Source organism: Streptomyces sp. NBC_00691 (assembly GCF_036226665.1).
In the GTDB taxonomy this organism is placed as follows: domain Bacteria; phylum Actinomycetota; class Actinomycetes; order Streptomycetales; family Streptomycetaceae; genus Streptomyces.
In genome coordinates, this window is the sequence record NZ_CP109007.1 from 6,973,417 (window position 1) to 6,993,670 (window position 20,254).

18 protein-coding genes are annotated in these 20,254 nt (G+C 72.5%); 10 read left to right on the top strand and 8 right to left on the bottom strand.

The genetic code is table 11. From position 1 onward, the window contains the following. Nucleotides 1-24 precede the first annotated feature (24 nt). Entirely contained in the window at nt 25-1,092 is a 1,068-nt protein-coding gene (locus tag OG392_RS31345) for an NAD-dependent epimerase/dehydratase family protein (RefSeq protein ID WP_329285015.1), read from the bottom strand. Nucleotides 1,093-1,257: 165 nt separating this feature from the next. Between OG392_RS31345 and OG392_RS31350 the strand changes: the two genes are divergently transcribed. After that, on the top strand, nt 1,258-2,055 hold the full coding sequence (locus OG392_RS31350; protein WP_329285017.1) for a VOC family protein: 798 nt from the start codon (nt 1,258-1,260) through the stop codon (nt 2,053-2,055). Nucleotides 2,056-2,122: 67 nt separating this feature from the next. Here the strand turns inward: OG392_RS31350 and OG392_RS31355 are convergent, their stop codons facing one another. Then, nucleotides 2,123-2,467, bottom strand: coding sequence for a GNAT family N-acetyltransferase (locus tag OG392_RS31355; RefSeq protein WP_329285019.1), 345 nt, complete (start codon nt 2,465-2,467; stop codon nt 2,123-2,125). A gap of 152 nt (nt 2,468-2,619) precedes the next feature. Further along, nucleotides 2,620-3,543 (bottom strand): pirin family protein, encoded by a 924-nt coding sequence (locus OG392_RS31360; RefSeq protein WP_329285022.1) that lies wholly within the window; start codon nt 3,541-3,543, stop codon nt 2,620-2,622. A gap of 110 nt (nt 3,544-3,653) precedes the next feature. Here OG392_RS31360 and OG392_RS31365 point away from each other — a divergent pair, with 110 nt between their 5' ends. Then, nucleotides 3,654-4,262 (top strand): carboxymuconolactone decarboxylase family protein, encoded by a 609-nt coding sequence (locus OG392_RS31365; protein ID WP_329285025.1) that lies wholly within the window; start codon nt 3,654-3,656, stop codon nt 4,260-4,262. On the opposite strand, the gene OG392_RS31370 is transcribed toward OG392_RS31365, so the two are convergent. Then, a complete protein-coding gene (locus tag OG392_RS31370; RefSeq protein WP_329285027.1) occupies nt 4,252-4,980 on the bottom strand; it encodes a YoaK family protein in 729 nt (242 codons plus the stop codon). The two genes, OG392_RS31365 and OG392_RS31370, sit on opposite strands and share 11 nt — an antisense overlap. Nucleotides 4,981-5,195: 215 nt before the next feature. On the opposite strand from OG392_RS31370, the gene OG392_RS31375 reads away from it, so the two are divergent. Further along, a complete protein-coding gene (locus OG392_RS31375; RefSeq protein WP_329285030.1) occupies nt 5,196-5,486 on the top strand; it encodes a hypothetical protein in 291 nt (96 codons plus the stop codon). 77 nt (nt 5,487-5,563) lie between these two features. On the opposite strand, the gene OG392_RS31380 is transcribed toward OG392_RS31375, so the two are convergent. Then, nucleotides 5,564-5,815 (bottom strand): EF-hand domain-containing protein, encoded by a 252-nt coding sequence (locus tag OG392_RS31380; RefSeq protein WP_329285033.1) that lies wholly within the window; start codon nt 5,813-5,815, stop codon nt 5,564-5,566. A 213-nt stretch (nt 5,816-6,028) separates the two neighbouring features. Here OG392_RS31380 and recQ point away from each other — a divergent pair, with 213 nt between their 5' ends. After that, complete coding sequence (recQ, locus tag OG392_RS31385; protein WP_329285036.1) at nt 6,029-8,083, top strand: DNA helicase RecQ; 2,055 nt, start codon at nt 6,029-6,031, stop codon at nt 8,081-8,083. Between the two features lie 51 nt (nt 8,084-8,134). On the opposite strand, the gene OG392_RS31390 is transcribed toward recQ, so the two are convergent. After that, the gene (locus tag OG392_RS31390) at nt 8,135-9,412 is read right to left on the bottom strand and encodes a YhgE/Pip domain-containing protein (protein ID WP_329285038.1); all 1,278 of its coding nucleotides are present in this window, start codon (nt 9,410-9,412) and stop codon (nt 8,135-8,137) included. Between the two features lie 219 nt (nt 9,413-9,631). On the opposite strand from OG392_RS31390, the gene OG392_RS31395 reads away from it, so the two are divergent. Further along, nucleotides 9,632-12,184 carry an ATP-dependent Clp protease ATP-binding subunit gene (locus tag OG392_RS31395; RefSeq protein WP_329285040.1) on the top strand — a complete coding sequence of 851 codons (2,553 nt, stop codon included), beginning with the start codon at nt 9,632-9,634 and terminating at the stop codon, nt 12,182-12,184. Between the two features lie 3 nt (nt 12,185-12,187). Continuing rightward, nucleotides 12,188-12,352, top strand: coding sequence for a hypothetical protein (locus tag OG392_RS31400; protein WP_329285042.1), 165 nt, complete (start codon nt 12,188-12,190; stop codon nt 12,350-12,352). Between the two features lie 123 nt (nt 12,353-12,475). On the opposite strand, the gene fdhD is transcribed toward OG392_RS31400, so the two are convergent. Continuing rightward, nucleotides 12,476-13,312: a formate dehydrogenase accessory sulfurtransferase FdhD gene (gene fdhD / locus OG392_RS31405; protein WP_329285043.1), complete on the bottom strand. Its 837-nt coding sequence runs from the start codon at nt 13,310-13,312 to the stop codon at nt 12,476-12,478. A gap of 346 nt (nt 13,313-13,658) precedes the next feature. Continuing rightward, complete coding sequence (locus OG392_RS31410) at nt 13,659-15,995, bottom strand: FdhF/YdeP family oxidoreductase (protein ID WP_443054951.1); 2,337 nt, start codon at nt 15,993-15,995, stop codon at nt 13,659-13,661. Between the two features lie 201 nt (nt 15,996-16,196). Between OG392_RS31410 and OG392_RS31415 the strand changes: the two genes are divergently transcribed. The 4 genes from OG392_RS31415 to OG392_RS31430 are packed head-to-tail and all read left to right on the top strand — an operon-like array spanning nt 16,197 to nt 20,221. After that, nucleotides 16,197-17,183, top strand: coding sequence for a Dyp-type peroxidase (locus OG392_RS31415; protein ID WP_329285045.1), 987 nt, complete (start codon nt 16,197-16,199; stop codon nt 17,181-17,183). Between the two features lie 6 nt (nt 17,184-17,189). Beyond that, nucleotides 17,190-18,047, top strand: coding sequence for a family 1 encapsulin nanocompartment shell protein (locus tag OG392_RS31420; protein ID WP_329285048.1), 858 nt, complete (start codon nt 17,190-17,192; stop codon nt 18,045-18,047). A gap of 36 nt (nt 18,048-18,083) precedes the next feature. Next, nucleotides 18,084-18,716, top strand: a complete 633-nt coding sequence (locus OG392_RS31425; protein ID WP_329285049.1) for a DUF1345 domain-containing protein — start codon at nt 18,084-18,086, stop codon at nt 18,714-18,716. Nucleotides 18,717-18,757: 41 nt separating this feature from the next. Continuing rightward, the gene (locus tag OG392_RS31430; RefSeq protein WP_329285050.1) at nt 18,758-20,221 is read left to right on the top strand and encodes a phytoene desaturase family protein; all 1,464 of its coding nucleotides are present in this window, start codon (nt 18,758-18,760) and stop codon (nt 20,219-20,221) included. Nucleotides 20,222-20,254 lie beyond the last annotated feature (33 nt).

Consider the following 20,254-nt stretch of genomic DNA (forward strand, 5'->3'; position numbering starts at 1 on the left):
GGTCTCGCCGCCCGCGCCGCCGCTCTAGCCGATCGTCGCCGAAGCCCGCTGGCCCGCGTGGGCGAAGTCCGCCATCCCGGCGGTGAAGCCGATCTCCGCACGCCAGCCGAGGTCCCGTCGCAGCCGGGACGAGTCCGCGGTGATGTGCCGGACGTCGCCCAGCCGGAACTCCCCGGTCACCACCGGTGCCGGTCCGCCGTGCGCGAGGGCCAGGGCGGCGGCCATCTCCCCGATCGTGTGCGGGTCCCCGCTGCCGGTGTTGTACGCCGTGAGGGCACCGGACGGCAGACCGGAGGTGGCGTCGAGGGCGAGTACGTTGGCCGCCGCCACGTCCCCCACGTGCACGAAGTCCCGGCGCTGGGCGCCGTCCTCGAAGACCCGCGGCGCCTCGCCGCGCGCGAGCGCCGAGCGGAAGAACGAGGCCACGCCCGCGTACGGGGTGTCCCGGGGCATCCCAGGGCCGTAGACGTTGTGGTAGCGCAGCGCCAGGGCCGTACCGTCCACGGAGCGGGCCCACGCCGCCGCCAGATGCTCCTGGGTGAGCTTGGTCGCGGCGTACACGTTCCGGGGGTCGGCGGGCGCGTCCTCGCCGACCAGGCCGGGGACGAGGGCGGAGCCGCAGGCGGGGCAGCGCGGCTCGAACCGGGCCGCCGCGAGGTCCTCGGGCCTGCGAGCCTCCGGCCGGACGGGCCCGTGGCGGAGGCAGTCGTACCGCCCCTCCCCGTACACGACCATGGAGCTCGCGAGCACGAGCCGCCGCACCCCGGTCTCCGCCATGGCCGCGAGCAGCACGGCCGTACCGAGGTCGTTGCAGCCCACGTACTCGGGGGCGTCGGCGAAGTCCTTGCCGAGGCCGACCATCGCGGCCTGATGGCAGACCGCGTCGATCCCGCGCAGCGCCGCCCGGACGTCGCCCGAGTCCCTGACATCGGCGTGCAGGAACTCCGCCGAGACCCCTTCCGGGTCAGGCGCCGCCGGGTGGGCGCTGGGCAGCAGCGCGTCCAGCACGACCGGTTCGTGACCGGCCCGCCGGAGCGCCGTGACGATGTGCGAGCCGATGAAACCGGCTCCTCCTGTGACGAGTACGCGCATGGGCACGACGCTACGGACGGGGACCGTGGTGCGGGCCCGTCCACGCCGGGCCGTAAGACTTCCGTCATCCCGGCGGCGGGGGACCGGCCGGCGCGCGAGGGGACGTGTCCGGTGCGAGGCTGAGGGCGTACTCGGCGTACCCCGGAACCGTGAGAGGCCCTTGCCATGATCACCACCGACTTCGTTCCCGGCTCCCCCTGCTGGCTCGACCTCGGCGCCCCCGACGTCCCGGCCGCCGCGGCCTTCTACGGCGGCGTGCTCGGGTGGGACTACGAGTCCATGGGGGAGGGGGAGGACATGGAGGGCGGGATGTTCCGGAGCGACGGAAAGATCGTCGCCGGTCTCGGCAAGCTCACCGAGAAGGGCGCGCGTTCGGCCTGGATGATCTACTACAGCGTCGCCGACGCGGACGCCACGACGCGGGCCGTCGAGGAGGCCGGCGGCACCGTGCGCGTCGCGCCGACGGACCTCGACGAGTGGGGTCGGATGGCGCAGTACAGCGACCCGCTGGGCGGTGAGTTCGCCGTCTGGCAGCCGGGTTCCCACAAGGGCGTCGAGCAGGTGGACACGCCGGGCTCGCTGTCCTGGGTCGAGCTGTACACGAGCGACGCCGAGGCGGCGAAGCGGTTCTACGGCAGCGTCTTCGGCTGGCAGTACAGCGCCATGCCGATGCCCGGCGGGGAGGTCACGTACACGATCATCACGCCCGCCGGGCTGCCCGAGGAGCGCATGCACGGCGGCCTCATGCAGGTGAGCGAGGCGGACCTCGCCCTCGCGCACGGACGGCCTTACTGGCACCCCGTGTTCGCCGTCGCGGACTGCGACGCCGCGGTCGGCAGGGTCACCGCGAGCGGCGGCAACGTGCAGATGGGGCCGGACGACGCCGAGGGCGTCGGCCGGCTGGCCGTCTGCCTCGACCCGTCGAAGGCGGACTTCGTCGTCCTGGCCCCGCCCGCGGGCTGAGCGGCGGGAGCCGGACGCGAGGCCGGGGTCAGGGCCGCCGGGCCGGGTCCGGCCCGGGGCCGGAGGGTCAGCGGGCCAGCTGCCCGTCCAGCCACTGCAGGACCTCCGGCGTCACCGGGTCGGTGATGTCGGCGAACTCCTCGTGCTTCTTGAGGAACTTGGCCACGTACGGGCAGACCGGCACGATCCGCATCCCGGAGGCGCGTACGTCGGTCAGGGCCTGCTCGACCAGGACGGAGGCGAGGCCCTGGCCCGCGTAGGCCTCGTCGATCTCGGTGTGGAAGAAGACGCGCCGGTCGTCGCGGTCGCGGTACGCCGTGAGGCCGGCGCGCCGGTCGTCGACCAGGATCTCGTAGCGGTGGCGGGGGTCGACACGGCGGACGACGGGGGTGGTTGCTGCCTGCTCGCTCATGATGTGCCTTTCGGGTCGAGGGTGATGGCCGGTCCGGGGAATCCGGGGAATCCGGGGAATCCGTGGGATCCGTGGGGCCGGGCCTGTGGGGTCCGTAGGGCCCCGTGAGGTCTGTGCGGTCCCTGGGTCTGTGCGGTGCGCGGGGCCGGGGCTCAGCCGCGGGGCGGGTTTCCGCGGGGCGTGAGGGCGGCGTTCGGCAGGGCCGGGGCGGGGAGGCGGTCGCCGGGGTAGCCGTCGACGTGGCCGAAGCGGTCGGAGGCGCGTTCCCACTCCTCCCTCGCCTCGACGATGTCCTGGTTGCTGCGGCCGATGAAGTTCCACCACATGACGATCTCCTCGTCGAACGGCGTACCGCCGATGAGGACGGCCCGCGCGCGGCGGTCGGACTCGTTGGTCAGGGTCAGGGTGGCGTGCCCGGTGTCGACGTAGCCGAGTTCGGCCGGGCGGAGGAGGGTTCCGGCGAGCCGGACGTCCCCCTCGTCGACGAGCAGACCGTGCTCGTGGGCCGGATCGACGGGGAGGACGACCGTGGCGCCGGGGTCGATGAGGAGTTCGGCGCCGAGGAGCGGGGTGAAGGTCCGCACGGGGGAGGCCTCGCCGGCGAGCGAGCCGAGGAACACCCGGAGTTCCGCGCCGTCGAGCCGCACCGGTTTCGGGGCGTGGTGCTGGAAGTCGCGGTCGGCGTGGCGGTGCGCGTCGGGCAGCGCCACCCACAGCTGCACCCCGTGCAGGACGGTGGTGCCGGGGGTGGAGACCTCGGTGTGGCTGATGCCGTGGCCGCCGGTCATGAGGTTCAGTTCCCCGGGCCGTACGAACGCGTGGCTGCCCAGGCTGTCGCGGTGCTCGATCTCCCCGCTGAAGAGCCAGCTCACGGTCTGCAGGCCGGTGTGCGGATGGGGGGCCACGTCCATGCCGCCGGACTCGGCGACCCGGTCGGGGCCGTAGTGGTCGGCGAAGCACCAGGCGCCGATCAGCGTCCGCGACCGCTGGGGCAGGGTGCGTCGTACGGTCATGGCGCGCGGCCCGCCCAGCGGCACGTCCCGTGCGGAGAGAACCTCGACCTCCGTGTCGTTCATGTCCGACCCCTCTCCGCGCATGCTCGCCCCGCGATATAGTTTCGCTTTCAACAACATGGATGATCATAGCCCCAGAACCCGTGACGCGCACGGATTCCTCTAAGGAGCGCATGGTGAACGACGTGACGAACGACGCGGGCAACGCGAACGACGACGCGAAGAACGACGCGGGCGACGTGAACGACGACGCGAACGCCGGGGTGGACGGGCGACGGGTCTACCTCGACAAGCAGAGCCCCGCGCCCTACCGGGCGCTGGTCCATACCGCCGACGCCGTCCGCGCGACCGCCGCGGAGGCGGGGCTCGACCGGATCCTCGTCGAACTGGTCAACCTCCGTGTGTCACAGATCAACGGCTGCGCGTACTGCCTCGACGTCCACACCAGGGCGGCGCTCCGGGCCGGCGAGACGACGCGGCGCCTCGGCGTGCTCCCCGCCTGGCGGGACACCGAGCTCTTCACCGCGCGGGAGCGCGCGGCCCTCGCCCTGGCGGAGGCCACGACCGATCCGGCGGACCGCCTCGCGCAGGACCGGGCGTACGGCGCGGCCCGCGCGGTCCTGGACGACGAGGAGATCTCCGCGGTGCTCTGGGTGGCGATCGCCATCAACGCGTTCAACCGTGTGTCGATCCTGAGCCGTCATCCCGTACGCGCCGCCGCGTCCGCGTCCGCCGCCGCCCCCGTCCCCGCAGCCCCGCTCCCGGCGGAGGCTACGGCCTGACCCACGCCGCGTCGCCGGCCGCCAGTCGTCTCGTGACGGCGGCGGCCGCCAGCAGCAGGGCGAGCACCACCCCCAGGACGACCGAGAGGCCGGTGTCGAGGAGCAGGGCACCGACGAGAGCGCCGACGACCAGGGCGAGGGCGGACAGGATCCGCCGTCCCGGCCGGGGGTCGTCACCGCCTGCCGGAGCGGAGTCCGAGGCCAGCCCGGTCAGCGTCTGGGTCAGCACGGTCGTGGTCAGGTCCGGCACGCCGAGGCGCCGGGCCACCGCGGTCTGCGTCCCCATGGCGAGGCCGAGGGCCACGATCAGGGTGTACCGGCCCGCGGTGCCCACGCTGTCGTGCGCCGCGAGGGCCGTGACGAGCGCCGCTCCGACGAGCGCCGCCTGCAGGGCCAGCGCCGAGGCGAGCAGCCGTCCGCGGTGCGCGCCGAACCGGAAGCCGATCCGGCCGCCGACGACCGCGCCCGCCAGGAACGAGGCCAGGGACACGAGGGTCGCGGGCGCGGACAGGCCCCCGGCGCCCGCGAGGGCGAAGCCCAGGAGGGCGACGTTGCCGGTCATGTTGGCCACGAAGACCTGCCCGAGCCCCAGAAAACTCACCGCGTCCACCAGCCCGGTCACCAGGGTCAGCGTCAGCATGAGCGGCGGCAGCGGCCCGTGCCGGTCCCCCTTCGGCGGCACCAGCGTGTGAGCGATGTCGACCAGCAGCTTGCGCATCCCTCGGACGCTCCTTCCGCGACGGGGACCGCGGCCCGGTTCCGAAGCCCTCCTGTGACGTACACCGGTCCGCTCCCGGTCGCGTGCGCCGCCACGCCGGAGCGGTCCGCGCGCCGTGCCGCGGAAGAGTGCGGGGGGACCCCGTCGGTGGTGCTTTCGGGCGGTGCGGGCGGGGTGCGGCCGTGTCCGTCGGAGGGGCCGGGCGTTGTGAGGGTGTGATCTCTACACGACGCATTTCCTCAGTTCTCGCCGTCGCCGCCGCGTTCTCGTGCCTCGGAGCGTCGGCGCAGGCCGTCGCCACCACCAGCCCGCTCGGCCCGCCGATCAACCCGGTCACCGAGCTGGACGCGCTGGCCACGACCGGCATTCCCCAGGAGTCCAAGGCCCAGTTCCCCGGCATCGCCGGTCAGCTCGGCGGACTCGACCGGCTGAACGAGGTGAACCAGCTCCACCAGCTCACCGACCTGGCCGCACCGGTCACCGGGGTGCTGCCCGCGGTCTCCTGACCTGGTCTCCGGACGGACGAACCGGCATCGCGCGGACCGCGCGATGCCGGTTCTCCTTCGTACGGACGCCGTCAGCGTCACCAGCCGAAGCGGCGGTCGACCAGCGCGGCGAACTCCTCGAACGACAGGACGCGGTCGCCGTTCTGGTCGGCCTGGTCGAACAGGGCCGAGGCGTCGTCGTCCGTCCCCACCCCCCAGGTGGGGATCACGCCCTGCGCGACCAGGGTCGGGCCCTTGGCCCGCAGCGCGTTGATGACCTCGATGCGCGTCAGGCTGCCGTCGTGGTCGAGGTCGAGCGCGTCGAAGAGAGTACGGGCCTTGTCGCTCATGGTGTGTGTCCTGCTTCCCTGTGGCCTGGCCGGTGCATCGGCCGATGCGTCCCTGTGCGGAAGGACGCGGAGTTCGCCCCGCGCGTTGCCTCGGGGCCCGTCATCGGGCCCGGTCGCGTGGCGCGGGCCGGGGCGCGAACAGGGCGCCGGGAGGTTGTCCACAGGTTTCGGCGGTGCGGCCGGGGTGTCCGTGGCGGCCGATAGGGTGGGTGAATGGTTCTTCCCGACGATTCCGCCGTGATCTCCGATGCCGCGCAGGTGCTCCACCGCGTCTTCGGCTACAGCTCCTTCCGAGGCGAGCAGCAGGAGATCATCGAGCAGGTCGTCGACGGCGGCGACGCCCTCGTACTGATGCCGACGGGCGGCGGAAAGTCCCTCTGCTACCAGATCCCCGCCCTGGTCAGAGACGGCACCGGTGTCGTGATCTCGCCGCTGATCGCCCTCATGCAGGACCAGGTGGACGCGCTCAGGGCCCTCGGGGTCCGGGCCGGATTCCTGAACTCGACCCAGGACCCGTACGAGCGGCAGGCCGTCGAGCAGGCCTTCCTCGCCGATGAGCTCGATCTGCTCTATCTGGCGCCCGAGCGGCTCCGTACCGAGGGCACCCAGCGGCTCCTCGACCGGGGCAAGGTCTCGCTCTTCGCCATCGACGAGGCGCACTGTGTCGCCCAGTGGGGCCACGACTTCCGGCCCGACTACCTCGCGCTGTCCATGCTCCACGAGCGCTGGCCCAAGGTGCCGCGGATCGCGCTGACCGCCACGGCCACCGAGGCCACCCACAAGGAGATCGCCGCCCGGCTCGGTCTGGAGGACGCCAGGCACTTCGTCGCCGGCTTCGACCGGCCCAACATCCAGTACCGCATCGTCCCGAAGAACAGCCCGCACAAGCAGCTGCTGGAGCTGATCAGGACCGAGCACGACGGGGACGCCGGAGTCGTCTACTGCCTCTCCCGCGCCTCGGTGGAGAAGACCGCGGCCCTCCTCGTGGAGAACGGCATCGACGCCGTCCCGTACCACGCCGGCATGGACGCCCGTGCGCGCGCGGCCAACCAGTCCCGTTTCCTCCGGGAGGAGGGGGTCGTCGTGGTGGCGACCATCGCCTTCGGCATGGGCATCGACAAGCCCGACGTGCGCTTCGTGGCCCACCTCGACCTGCCCAAGTCCGTCGAGGGCTACTACCAGGAGACCGGCCGCGCCGGCCGCGACGGCGAGCCCGCCACCGCCTGGCTGGCGTACGGCCTCCAGGACGTCGTCCAGCAGCGCAAGATGATCGACGGCTCCGAGGGCGACGAGCAGCACCGGCGCGCCCTCGCCATGCACCTGGAGGCCATGCTCGCGCTCTGCGAGACGGTCGACTGCCGCCGCGTGCGTCTCCTCGCCTACTTCGGCCAGTCCGGTCAGCCCTGCGGCAACTGCGACACCTGTCTGACCCCGGCCGAGTCCTGGGACGGCACGGTCGCCGCGCAGAAACTGCTGTCCACCGTGTGGCGGCTGGCCAAGGAGCGGCGCCAGAAGTTCGGCGCCGGACAGATCATCGACATCCTGCAGGGCAAGAAGACGGCCAAGGTCATCCAGTTCGACCACGACGGGCTCTCGGTGTTCGGCGTCGGCTCGGAGCTGGGCACCGCCGAGTGGCGCGGGGTCGTGCGGCAGCTCCTCGCCCTGGGACTCCTCGCGGTCGAGGGCGACTACGGCACCCTCGTGCTCACGGAGGAGAGCGGCGAGGTGCTCGGCGGGCGCCGCACCGTCACCATGCGCAAGGAGAAGGCACCGGCGGCCGCCTCCCGCAAGGAGTCCGGCGGCCGCTCGGGCAAGGGGGCCCGTGTGCCGGTCGACCTGCCGGCGGCCGCGGTCCCGGTCTTCGAGGCGCTGCGCGCCTGGCGGGCCGCGACGGCTCGCGAGCAGGGCGTCCCGGCGTACGTCGTCTTCCACGACGCCACCCTGCGGGAGATCGCGACGCTGCTCCCCGCGACGGCCGAGGAGCTCGGCACGATCGGCGGTGTCGGCGAGGCCAAGCTGGCGAAGTACGCCGAGGGCGTGCTGGAGGCGCTGGCGGAGAGCGGGGCCGATGCCGCGGCCGCCGGGGCGGGGACCGGGGCGGCTCCCGCTGCCGCGCCCGTCGGCCAGGCCGCCCCGGCGGTCCCCGTCGCCCGGTCCGCCCGGTCAGAGCCTGCCGCTCCCCAGGAGGCCGAGGCGCCGTACGACGAGGAGCCGCCGTACGACATGGACGGCATGGAGGAGCCGCCGCCCTACGACGACTGGCGGTAGGCGACGGGCGGGGGACCCGCCCCCTCTCGCGTACGTCCCGCCCCGTGCCCCTCAGGCGGGCTGCGGGGTGAGGCGGCGCAGGCCCCGGCGGTCGTAGTACCGGGTCATGGCGAAGCCGAACGCCAGGGCCAGGCCCGTGCCGACGGCGATCATGATCCAGCCGCGGGCCAGCCCCGCGTCGGCCCGGGCGTCGAAGTAGAGAATGGCCCGGACACCGGCGCTGAGCTGGTGCATCGGCTCGAAGACGCCCAGGAAGCGGAAGAATCCTGGGGTCGCCTCCAGGGGGACGGTCGCGCCGGAGGAGGGGAGGGCGAGCGCGATGAAGACGAACATGGAGACGAGCTGGCCGATGCCGCCGAACGCGGCGTTGATGGCCTGGACGCCCAGACCGACGGCGACCGTCGCGCAGTAGGAGAAGAGCCACAGCATCGGCAGGTGCGAGGCGTCCATGCCGAGGACCGCGATCGTGGCCACCATGACGAGCGTCGTGGTGAGCACCGAGATGCCGGCCGTCATCAGCATCTTCAGGACCAGCGTCTGCGTGCGGTCGATCGGGACCGTGGGGTGCCGGGAGTGCCAGGGGCCGATCTCGCTGTCCGCGTAGCCGAGCGCGGTGTCGACACCGCTGTTGACGAGATTGCCGCCGATGAAGCCGCCGAGGACGAGCAGCAGCGTGTAGTAGAACGCGGTCAGGCCCAGGCCGCTGTGCCGGCCGATGGGATGGCCGACCTGGGTGGTGACGGCGACCGGGTCGGTCAGGAGCAGCCGGGTCCTCGGGACGTCGGTCGAGGCGGCGAGCTGCTTGCCGATGGTCAGCGAGGCCTGATGGGCCGCGCTCTGGTTGATCTGGGCCGTGATCGAGGACCCCAGACTGCCGAGACCGGGATTGGTGAGCACGGTGATCGTCGGCCGTACCGTCGCCCGCTCCGTGGTCAGGGCGGCGACGGTCGCGGTGAAGTCCGCCGGGACGACGAGGGCGCCGAAGACCTCGCCGGATGCCAGCGCGTCCTGGGCTTGCGCGCGGTCGAGCCGCCGCCAGTCGACGCTGGTGCTCGAGGAACCGGCGGCGACGATCTTGTCGGTGATCTGCTTCCCCAGGGTCTCCCGCTGTCCGGGCAGCGGGGTGCCCCGGTCCTCGTCGACCAGGGCGACGGGCAGATGGCGCAGGTTGTCGTTGGGGTTGAGGATGCCACCCATGTAGAGGAGCGAGAGGCCCACGGCGACCAGCGCGCTCAGGACGGTCGGTACGAGCCAGAGCTTGGGGTTCCGGACGAGGGTCCGGGCGCGGACCCGCGGGCCGGAGGTGTGCGGGGGGATCTCGGACGTCATGGTGTCATCGTCGACGCGCGCGCCGTCGTGGCGGGGATTGCGGCCCGTACGGGTGGGGCGGGCGTGTCGGCCGCCGGGAGGGGCGTACCGGCGGGTCGGCCGCCGGGAGGGGCGCACCGGCCGCCGGAAGGGCGCCGGCTCGGGGGATCCACTCCGGTTGCGTGGCCCTATGTCCCACGTTTGAGTGGGATTGATCCCTCATGCGTCTCTGGAGCTGACATGTCGATGGCGTTCGGTTCACCCTTCGGTTCGTCCGATCCGTTCAGCGACATGCTGAACCGGTTCTTCGGAATGTCGCCGGCGTCGTCGCCCCCGGCTGTCCAGCGCGTACCGATCGGCCGTCTCCTGACGGAGTCCTCGCACGAACTCCTCAGCCTGGCCACCCGCAAGGCCGTCGCCGACGGCACGTCCGACCTCGACACGGAACACCTCCTGTGGGCGGCGACCCAGGTCGACCCCGCGCGCAGGCTGCTGGCCCAGGTCGGCGTCGACCCCGAGGCTCTCGCCGCCCAGCTCGACGAGGTCCTGCCCCGGGAGTCCGGCGAGCCCTCGTCGGAACCCGGCCTCACCCCGGCCGCCAAGCGCACCCTCGCCGCCGCCTACGGCCGCTCGCAGGAGGCGGGCGTGTCGTACATCGGCCCCGAGCACATCCTCGCGGCGCTCCTCGACGACTCCGACTCCGGGGCGACCCGGCTCCTGGGCGCGGACGACCACGACGTGAAGAAGCTGCGCGGACTCACGGACCGGGCGGCCCGCTCCGACGGCGGTGCCCCGGCCGCCGGGAAGCAGCAGAAGCAGCCTGCCACCACCCTCGACGAGTTCGGCCGGGACCTCACCGACGAGGCGAAGGCGGGCAGGCTCGACCCGGTGGTCGGCCGCGCCGAGGAGATCGAGCAGACCATCGAGATCCTCTCGCGGCGCTCCAAGAACAACCCCGTGCTCATCGGCGAGCCCGGCGTCGGCAAGACCGCCATCGTCGAGGGCCTCGCCCAGCGGATCGTGGCGGGCGAGGTGCCCGACACCCTGAAGGGCAAGCGGGTCGTCTCCCTCGACCTGTCCGGTCTGGTCGCCGGAGCGCAGTACCGCGGCCAGTTCGAGGAACGTCTCAAGAAGGTCATCGAGGACGTCCAGCAGGCCGGCGGCGACATCGTCCTCTTCATCGACGAACTCCACACGGTCGTCGGCGCGGGTGCGTCGGGCGAGGGCGCGATGGACGCGGGCAACATGCTCAAGCCCGCCCTCGCGCGCGGGGAGCTGCACGTCGTCGGCGCGACGACGATCGACGAGTACCGCAAGCACATCGAGAAGGACGCCGCGCTCGAACGGCGCTTCCAGCCCGTCCTCATCCCGGAGCCCACGGTCGAGGAGACCGTACAGATCCTCGAAGGGCTGCGCGACGCGTACGAGGCCCACCACCAGGTCCGGTTCGCGGACGGCGCCCTCGCCGCGGCGGCCGAGCTCTCCGACCGGTACATCGGCGACCGCTTCCTGCCCGACAAGGCCATCGACCTGATGGACCAGGCGGGCGCGCGCGTACGGCTGCGCAGCGCCGGCCGCTCCACCGAGGCCGTCAGCCGGGAGGACCGGCTCGCCAAGCTCCGGCGGGAGAAGGACCAGGCCGTGGCCGCCGAGGAGTTCGAGAAGGCCTCGGACCTGAAGCGGCAGATCGCCGAGGGGGAAGGCGAACTCGCGGGCATCGAGGAGCGCCGTGAGGGAGTCGTCTCGGTCACCGCCGCGGACATCGCCGACATCGTCTCGCGCCGCACCGGCATCCCCGTCTCCCAGCTCACCGCCAGCGAGAAGGAGAAGCTCCTCAAGCTGGAGGAGGAGATGCACGCCCGGATCGTCGGCCAGGACGAGGCCGTCACGGCGGTCTCCGAGGCCGTCCGCCGCAACCGGGCCGGCATGGGGGACCCGAACCGCCCCGTCGGCTCGTTCCTCTTCCTCGGCCCCACCGGCGTCGGCAAGACCGAACTTGCCAAGACCCTCGCGGAACTGCTCTTCGGCGAGGACGACCGCATGATCCGGTTCGACATGAGCGAGTTCCAGGAGAAGCACACCGTCGCCCGGCTCGTCGGCGCGCCTCCCGGATACGTCGGTTACGAGGAAGCGGGCCAGCTCACCGAGAAGGTGCGCCGCAACCCGTACAGCGTGGTCCTCTTCGACGAGGTGGAGAAGGCGCACCCCGACGTCTTCAACACGCTGCTCCAGATCCTCGACGACGGGCGGCTCACCGACGGACAGGGCCGCACGGTCGACTTCCGGCACTGCGTCATCATCATGACGTCCAACATCGGCGCCCACCGGATCCTCGCCCACCAGGGCGACGCGGCCGACCTCAAGGGCGAGCTGATGGAGGATCTGCGGGGCCGGTTCCTGCCCGAGTTCCTCAACCGCATCGACGACATCATCGTCTTCCACAGCCTCACCGAGAAGGACCTGTCGGAGATCGTCGACCACCTCCTGGACCGCAGCAAGCACCGGGTACACGCCCAGGGCATGACCCTGGAGGTCACCGAGGCGGCGAAGAAGCTGCTCGTGGCCCACGGCTACCAGCCGGAGTTCGGCGCCCGCCCGCTGCGCCGCACGATCCAGACGGAGCTCGACAACCGCATCGCCTCCCTGCTGCTCGGTGGTGAGGCGGAGCCGGGGGACACGATCGTCGCCGACGTGATCGACGACTCCCTCCACTGCACGATCCAGCACGGCGACGGCGCCGGGAAGACCCCCGAGGCCTCCGTGGCGGCCGCCGCCACCGACGGCAAGGAGTGACAGATGGCCCCGCACCACAAGTCGAACGCACAGGTCGAGGGCGACCCGGACACCGGGCACAGCCGCGGCATGCCCCGCCGCCCGGACGAGGACGAACTCAAGGAACGCCTGGAGGAGGACCGCGAGGAGGTCGGCCTTCCCCCGGACAGTGAGCGGCAGGCGGACTAGGTCCTGTCGTCACACTCCCGTCTGCCCCGCGACGCCGGGCGACGACGGGAGTGTGACGACAGCCCCTGGGCCGTCTCTTCCCCCTCTCGCCGGGCAGCCCCGCCGGCGCTCGGCACGTACGCGTCAGGACACGGGTACGGAGTTCAGTCGCTCGTCGCCCGTGTACACGTTCATCGAGGACCCGCGCAGGAAGCCGACCAGCGTCAGCCCGCTCTCCGCCGCCAGGTCCACGGCGAGCGAGGACGGCGCCGAGACCGCCGCGAGCATCGGGATCCCGGCCATCACCGCCTTCTGCACCAGCTCGAACGAGGTCCGGCCGCTGACCATCAGGACCGACTCGCGCAGGGGCAGGAGTCCCTCGCGCAGCGCGTGGCCCACGACCTTGTCGACGGCGTTGTGCCGGCCGACGTCCTCCCGCAGGCACACCAGCTCGCCCTCGGCGGTGAAGAGCCCGGCGGCGTGCAGCCCGCCCGTGCTGTCGAAGACCCGCTGGGCCGCCCGCAGCCGGTCCGGCAGGGCCGCGAGGACGTCCGCCCCTATCCGCAGGGGGTCCTCGGCGACCGACCAGGCGGCCGTCGTGCGCACCGCGTCCAGGCTCGCCTTGCCGCACAGACCGCACGAGGAGGTCGTGTAGAAGTTCCGCTCCAGGGACGCGTCGGGGGCGGCCACGCCGGGCGCCAGACCCACGTCGACCACGTTGTACGTGTTGCCTCCGTCGGCCGTGGCCCCCGCGCAGTAGCGGATGCCCGCCACGTCCTCGGCGGCGTGCACCACGCCCTCGCTCACCAGGAAGCCGACCGCGAGGTCGAAGTCGTCGCCCGGGGTCCGCATGGTCACCGTCAGCGGGCGCCCGCCGACCCTGATCTCCATCGGCTCCTCGGCGGCCAGGGTGTCCGGGCGGTAGGAGGAGTCCCCCTCGCGCACGCGCAGGACGCGCCGCCGTACGGTCACTCGTCCCATGGGTTCGTTCCTCTCCTCGGAGCGCCGCTCCGACGGTGCTCGCTGTGTGGCCCGGGCGTCCTGTCGCGCCTGTTCGGGGGCTGTTCGTACGACTCTGTCACGGCCTCGGCGCCGGCATCTCCCCGGGCGACCCTTCGAGGCGGACGACGACCCGTTTCGGCAGCCGTGCCGGAGACTCACCGGGGCCACGGTGTGACGATGGGCGAGCGAGGTGCGCGGGGCAGGCGGGGCTCACGAGGACGACCCGGCGGGCGTCGTGGATCCCCCGTCTGCCGTCGCCCGGGGCGTGACCGACCGCGATCCGCAGAAGGCGTGGTCGACCACGGTCCCGGGCGTCGGGGGAGGGTCAAGCGGTGGGCTCGATGGTCACCTTGACGTGCTTCATGATCGGCTGGTCGCTCTGCGTGCTGTAGTCGACCAGGGCGCACAGCACGTTCATCTCGGGCATGTAGCCGGCCGCGCAGCCCCGGGGGATGTCGTACGGAACCGCGAGGTAGCCGCTGACGGACCGCCGGCTGCCGTCCTTCGCGGTGCTCGTGATGTCGACCGGCGCCATGTCGGCGATCCCGCGCTCCCGCATGTCGGCCCGGTTCATGAAGACCAGGGTGCGCAGGTTCTTGATCCCGCGGTAGCGGTCGTCGTCGGAGTAGATCGTGGTGTTCCACTGGTCGTGGGACCGCATGGTGCCGAGGGCCAGGGTGCCCGGCTCGGGCACGACGTCGGGCAGCGGGGCGGCGGAGAACTCGGCGCGACCGGACGGGGTGAGGAAGACCAGTTCGCGGGCGGGCTGCCTGATACGGAAGCCGAGGGGGAGGCGCACCCGCCGGTTGAAGTCCTCGAAGCCGTCGAGCGCCTTGGCCATGGTGTCCCGGATGCGGTCGTAGTCCTCGACGTACCACTCCCAGGGCGTCGCGCTGTCGGGCAGCGCGGCCCGCGCCATGCCGGCGACGATCGCCGGTTCGGAGAGCAGGTGCGGGGAGGCCGGGCGCTTCATGCCGATCGACAGATGGACCATGCTCATCGAGTCCTCGACGGAGGTGCTCTGGATGCCCTTGCGCTGGTGGTCCTTCTCGGTGCGGCCGAGGCACGGCAGGATCAGGGCCTGCTTGCCGTGGACGAGGTGGCTGCGGTTCAGCTTGGTGCTCACCTGGACGGTGAGGTCGCAGGTGCGGAGCGCGGCGTGGGTGAGCGGGGTGTCGGGGGCGGCGAGCGCGAAGTTGCCTCCCATGCCCACGAAGACCTTGATCTCGCCGCGCCGCATCGCCTCGATGGTGCGGACGGTGTCCAGGCCGTGCGCGCGCGGCGGTTCGATCGCGCAGGCCTCGGCGAGCCGGTCGAGGAAGGCGTCGCCGGGGCGGTGGTCGATGCCGCAGGTGCGGTTGCCCTGGACGTTGCTGTGTCCGCGTACGGGGGAGGGACCGGCGCCCTCGCGCCCCAGGTTGCCGCGGAGCAGCAGCAGGTTGACGATCTCGCGGACGGTGTCGACGCCGTGCTCGTGCTGGGTGAGGCCCAGACACCAGCTGACGATGGAGCGGTCGGCCTCGCCGTAGACGCGAGCGGCCTTGAGGACGTCGGCGCGGCCCAGTCCGGACTGCCGCTCGATCTCCTCCCACGGTGTGGCCTCGCACAGCGCCCGGTACTCCTCGAAGCCGCTCGTGTGGCGGTCGACGAACTCCCGGTCGAGGGCCCTGGGGTCGGTCGCGGACTGCTCCAGGACCGCCTTGGCCATGCCGCGGATCAGCGCCATGTCGCCGCCGATGCGCGGCTGGAGGTTGAGGGTGCTGGTCGGCGTGGCCTTGAAGAGGGCCATGTCCGTGAAGTCGTGCGGAACGATGGTCCGGGTGGCGGCCGCCTCGACGAGCGGGTTGACGTGCACGATCTGCGCGCCGCGGCGGTGGGCCTCGGCGAGCGCGGTCAGCATCCGGGGCGCGTTCGAGGCGGCGTTCACCCCGAAGATGAACAGCGCGTCGGCGGTCTCCCAGTCCTTGAGGTCGACGGTGCCCTTGCCCGTGCCCAGGGAGGCCTGGAGGGCACGGCCGCTGGCCTCGTGACACATGTTGGAGCAGTCGGGCAGGTTGTTGGTGCCCAGCTCGCGGGCCATCAGCTGGTAGAGGAAGGTCGCCTCGTTCCCGAGCCGCCCCGAGGTGTAGAAGGAGGCCTGGTCGGGGTGGTCGAGGCCGCGCAGCGCCCGGCCGACCACCTCGAACGCGTCCTTCCAGGTGATGGGGACGTAGTGGTCCGACTCCGCGTCGTAGACCATCGGCTCGGTCAGCCGGCCCTCGTTCTCGAGGTCGTAGTCGCTCCACCCGGCGAGCTCGGACACCGAGTGCGCGGCGAAGAAATCGGCTCCGACGCGCTTGCGGGTCATCTCCCAGGTGACGTGCTTGATGCCGTTCTCGCAGATGTCCAGGTGCAGGCCCTTGGTGTCGTCGGGCCACGCGCAGCCGGGGCAGTCGAAACCGGTGTTCTCGTGGTTCATCCGCATGATCGCGCGCGGGCCGTCGACGAGCGCTCCCTCGCGGACGAGGAAGCCGGTCACGCTCCTGGCCGCGCCCCAGCCCGCCGCGGGGTGGTGGTAGGGGTGGAACTCCGGGTCGCCCTCGGGGACGGGTCCCACCCGGGGCTCCACGGGCGCCGGGGCGCCGGGCTCCGGGGATTCCTGCGCGTCCTGGTCGGTGCTCACGGCTGGTCACCCTTTCGCCTGCGGACATTCAGGGCATGGCAGGAGGAGACGTCACCCCTTCGGGCAGGCTATGCCTGCCGGATCACGGGTGCCACTCGACCCTGGGAGGGCGTACGGGCTGCGTACCCGATCATGCGCGCCTACGCTGGCGCTGTCCTTTTCATGCCCTTCTGTACATTTTTCCCTCTCGGCGGGAGTCCCATGGTCGTCGTACAACCCGTCGTCGCCCCGTCCTCCCGGGCGGCCGTGTTCCTGGTCGCCACCGTCAACCCCGGTGGCGAGGCCACGGTGCGGGAGGCGCTCCAGGACCTGTCGGGCCTGGTGCGGTCGGTGTCCTTCCGTTACCCCGACGGCGGCCTGACCTGCGTGGCCGGGATCGGCTCCGAAGGGTGGGACCGGCTCGTCGGCGGTCCGCGCCCTCGCGAGCTCCACCCCTTCCCCGCCCTCAGAGGCCCCCGCCACCGCGCCCCGGCCACTCCGGGAGATCTGCTGTTCCACGTACGCGCCCGAGGCATGGACCTCTGCTTCGAGCTGGCCCGGCTGATCATGGAGAGCTTGGGCGCCGCCGTGACCGTCGTCGACGAGGTCCACGGCTTCGCGTACTTCGACGAGCGCGACCTCCTCGGCTTCGTCGACGGCAGCGAGAACCCGGGCGGGCAGGTGGCGGCGGAAGCGGTCCACATCGGCGACGAGGACCCCGACTTCCGTGGCGGCAGCTACGTCATCGTGCAGAAGTACCTGCACGAGATGCCCGCCTGGGACGCGCTCACCGTCGAACAGCAGGAGCACGTCATCGGGCGCGCCAAGGCGTCCAACGTGGAGATGCCCGACGACGTCAAACCCGCGGACTCGCACGTCGCGCTGAACACCATCGTCGACGAGGACGGCGTCACCCGGCAGATCTTCCGCGCGAACATGCCGTTCGGCCGGATCGGCGGTGGTGAGTTCGGCACGTACTTCATCGGATACGCCCGCACGCCCGCCGTCACCGAGCTGATGCTGCGCAACATGTTCCTCGGAGACCCCCCGGGCAACACCGACCGCATCCTCGACTTCTCCCGCGCGCTGACCGGCGGCCTCTTCTTCGTGCCCAGCGCCGACCTCCTCGACGACCTGCCCGCCGCGCAGCCGGACGCCGCCGTCCGCCGGGGAGACTCCCTGGGCATCGGCGGCCTGAAAGGAGCCTGACTCCCCATGACGACCCCCGACGACACGACCCCCGGCGCCCCGTACCCCGGCGCCGACACGGACAACCTGCACCGCGAACTCGCCCCGATCACCCCGGCGGCCTGGGCCGAGATCGAGGAGGAGGCCCGCCGCACCTTCCGCCGCAACGTCGCCGGACGACGCGTCGTCGACGTCCCCGCCCCCGGAGGCCCGGACCTCGCCGCTGTCGGCACGGGGCACCTCAGCGACATGGGCTCGCCCGCCCCCGGCGTCACCGCGCGGCTGCGCGAGGCGAAGCCGCTGTTCGAACTCAGAGTGCCCTTCACCGTCGACCGGACCGCCGTCGACGACGTCGAGCGCGGCTCGAAGGACTCCGACTGGCAGACCGTCAAGGACGCGGCGCGCGCCATGGCGTTCGTCGAGGACCGCACGATCTTCGACGGGTACGGGGCGGCCGGCGTCGACGGCCTGCGCGCCCGGTCCTCCAATCCGGTCGTCCAGCTCCCCGCAGAGCCGAGCGACTACCCCGACGCCGTCAGCCGGGCCCTGACCGCCCTGCGCCTCGCGGGCGTCGACGGCCCCTACGCGCTGCTCCTCGGCGCCGACGAGTACCGGGCGGTCAGCGAGACCTCCGACCACGGCTACCCGATCGCCGCCCACCTCGGCCGCATGCTCGACGGCTCGCCGATCTGGGCGCCGGCCCTCAGCGGCGGCTTCGTCCTGTCCACCCGTGGCGGCGACTTCGAGCTGATCCTCGGCCAGGACCTGGCCATCGGCTACACGGGCCACGACGCCGACAGCGTGCACCTCTACTTCCAGGAGACGCTGACCTTCCGTACGTACACCGACGAGGCCGTGGTCGTCCTGGAGGCGCCGGGAGCCTGAGGTACCGGAGGCCCGGGAACCGGGAGGCCGATCGCCATGAGAAGTCCGCTGTTCTCCGCCGTGCCCCGGCTCGCCGTCTCATCGCTGATCGCGGCGGTGGTCGGCGCCGTCGTCGGCGCCGCCACCCACGCGCCGCTCGGCGTCCTCTCCGCGATCGCCGTCGGGGAGACGTTCTTCGTCGTCAGCGGGTGGGTCACGCTCTGGCCGATGGACGCCGCCACCACCCATCGCAACGTGCGCCGCGAGGAGTTCCGGCCCGTCGTCGAGGAACTGGCCGTCGTCGGAACGGCGGTGGGCGGGCTCGTCGGCATCGTCGTCCTGCTGCTGGTCGGCCGCTCGGAACTGAGCCACGTCGCCGCGGCGACCGCGCTCGCCGGGGTGTTCATGGCCTGGGCGGCGCTGCACCTGATGTACGCCACCCGGTACGCGTACGTCTACTACCTGAAACCCGGCGGCGGGATCGACTTCAACTCCCGGGAACCGCCCCGCTACAGCGACTTCCTCTACTTCAGCTACAACCTCGGCATGACCTACCAGGTCTCCGACACCGATGTCTCCAGCACGACGATCCGCGCGATCGCGCTCCGTCACTGCCTGCTGTCGTACGTGTTCGGCGCGAGTATCCTTGCCACCACCATCAACCTCGTCACGGGCATCGTCACGGCCTGAGGCGCTTCCGCACGGAGCCTCCGCCCCCGGGAGACCACGTCATGACCACGGCCGTCGTCGTCGGCGCCGGGCCCAACGGGCTCGCCGCCGCCGCCCTGCTCGCGCGCGAAGGCCTGGAGGTCACCGTCCTGGAGGCCGCCGAGGGGATCGGCGGCGGCACCCGCAGCTTCGAGGCGATCCTGCCCGGTCTGCTGCACGACCACTGCTCGGCCATCCACCCGATGGCCGTCACGTCGCCCGCCCTCCGCTCGCTCGGCCTGGAGCGCCACGGGCTGCGCTGGCGGCAGCCCGAGATCGACTGCGTCCACCCCCTCGACGACGGCACGGCCGGCGTGCTGCTCCGGTCCGTGGCGGAGACCGCCGCCGGGCTCGGCCCCGACGGCGCCCGCTACCGGGCCCTGGTGGAGCCCTCCGTACGCCGGTGGGAGGCGCTCGCCGACGACGTCATGGGCCCACTGCTCAGGATCCCCGCGCATCCGCTGGCGCTCGCCCGGTTCGGTCTGCCGACCGTGCTGCCCGCCGCGGCCCTCGCGCGGCTCTTCCGCACGCCGCCGGCACGGGCGCTGTGGGCCGGAGTGGCCGCGCACTCCTTCCGCCCGCTCTCCGACCCGTTCAGCTCGGCGATCGGCCTCGGCATCCTCACCGCCGGCCACGCCGCCGGGTGGGCCGTCGCCGAGGGCGGCTCGCACTCCCTCACGCGCGGCATGGCGGCCGTACTCGCCGAGCACGGCGGAGTGATCCGGACCGGCGTGCGGATCACCGACCGCAAGAAGCTCCCGCCCGCCGACGTGACCCTCCTCGACCTGGATCCCGCCCAGGTCGCGCGCCTCTACGGCGACCTGCTGCCGCCCCGGGTGTCCGCCGCGTACCGGCGCTTCCGGCGCGGTCCCGGCGCCTTCAAGGTGGACCTCGCCGTCGAGGGCGGGGTGCCCTGGACCGACGAACGGGCCCGGCGCGCCGGCACCGTGCACCTCGGCGGTCCGCTCGCCGAAGTGGCCTTCACCGAAAGAGAGGTGACGCGGGGTCGGATGCCCGAGCGGCCCTTCGTGCTCGTCGGACAGCAGTACCTCGCGGACCCCTCCCGGTCCGTGGGCGACGTCCACCCCGTCTGGACGTACGCCCATGTCCCGTACGGCTACGAGGGGGACGCGACCGAGTCGATCCTGCGCCAGCTCGAACGCTTCGCGCCCGGCGTCCGCGAGCGCGTCGTCGGACAGCACCTCACCCGCCCCGCCGACTTCGCGGCCGCCAACCCCAACTTCGCCGGCGGCGACATCCTCACCGGAGCCAAGACCGTCCCCCAGCTCCTCCTGGGCGCACGCCCCGCGCTCGACCCGTACGCCACCGGGCTGCCCGGCGTGTTCCTCTGCTCGGCGGCCACCCCGCCCGGCCCCGGCGCCCACGGCATGTGCGGCGCGGGAGCGGCGGCGTCGGCGCTGCGTCACCTGGGGGCCCGCGCCTCGTGGCAGGACGGTCGGCGACGCCACCACGGCTCGCGCACGTAGAGGCTCGTACGGGCCGGCCCGTGGGGTCTCCCG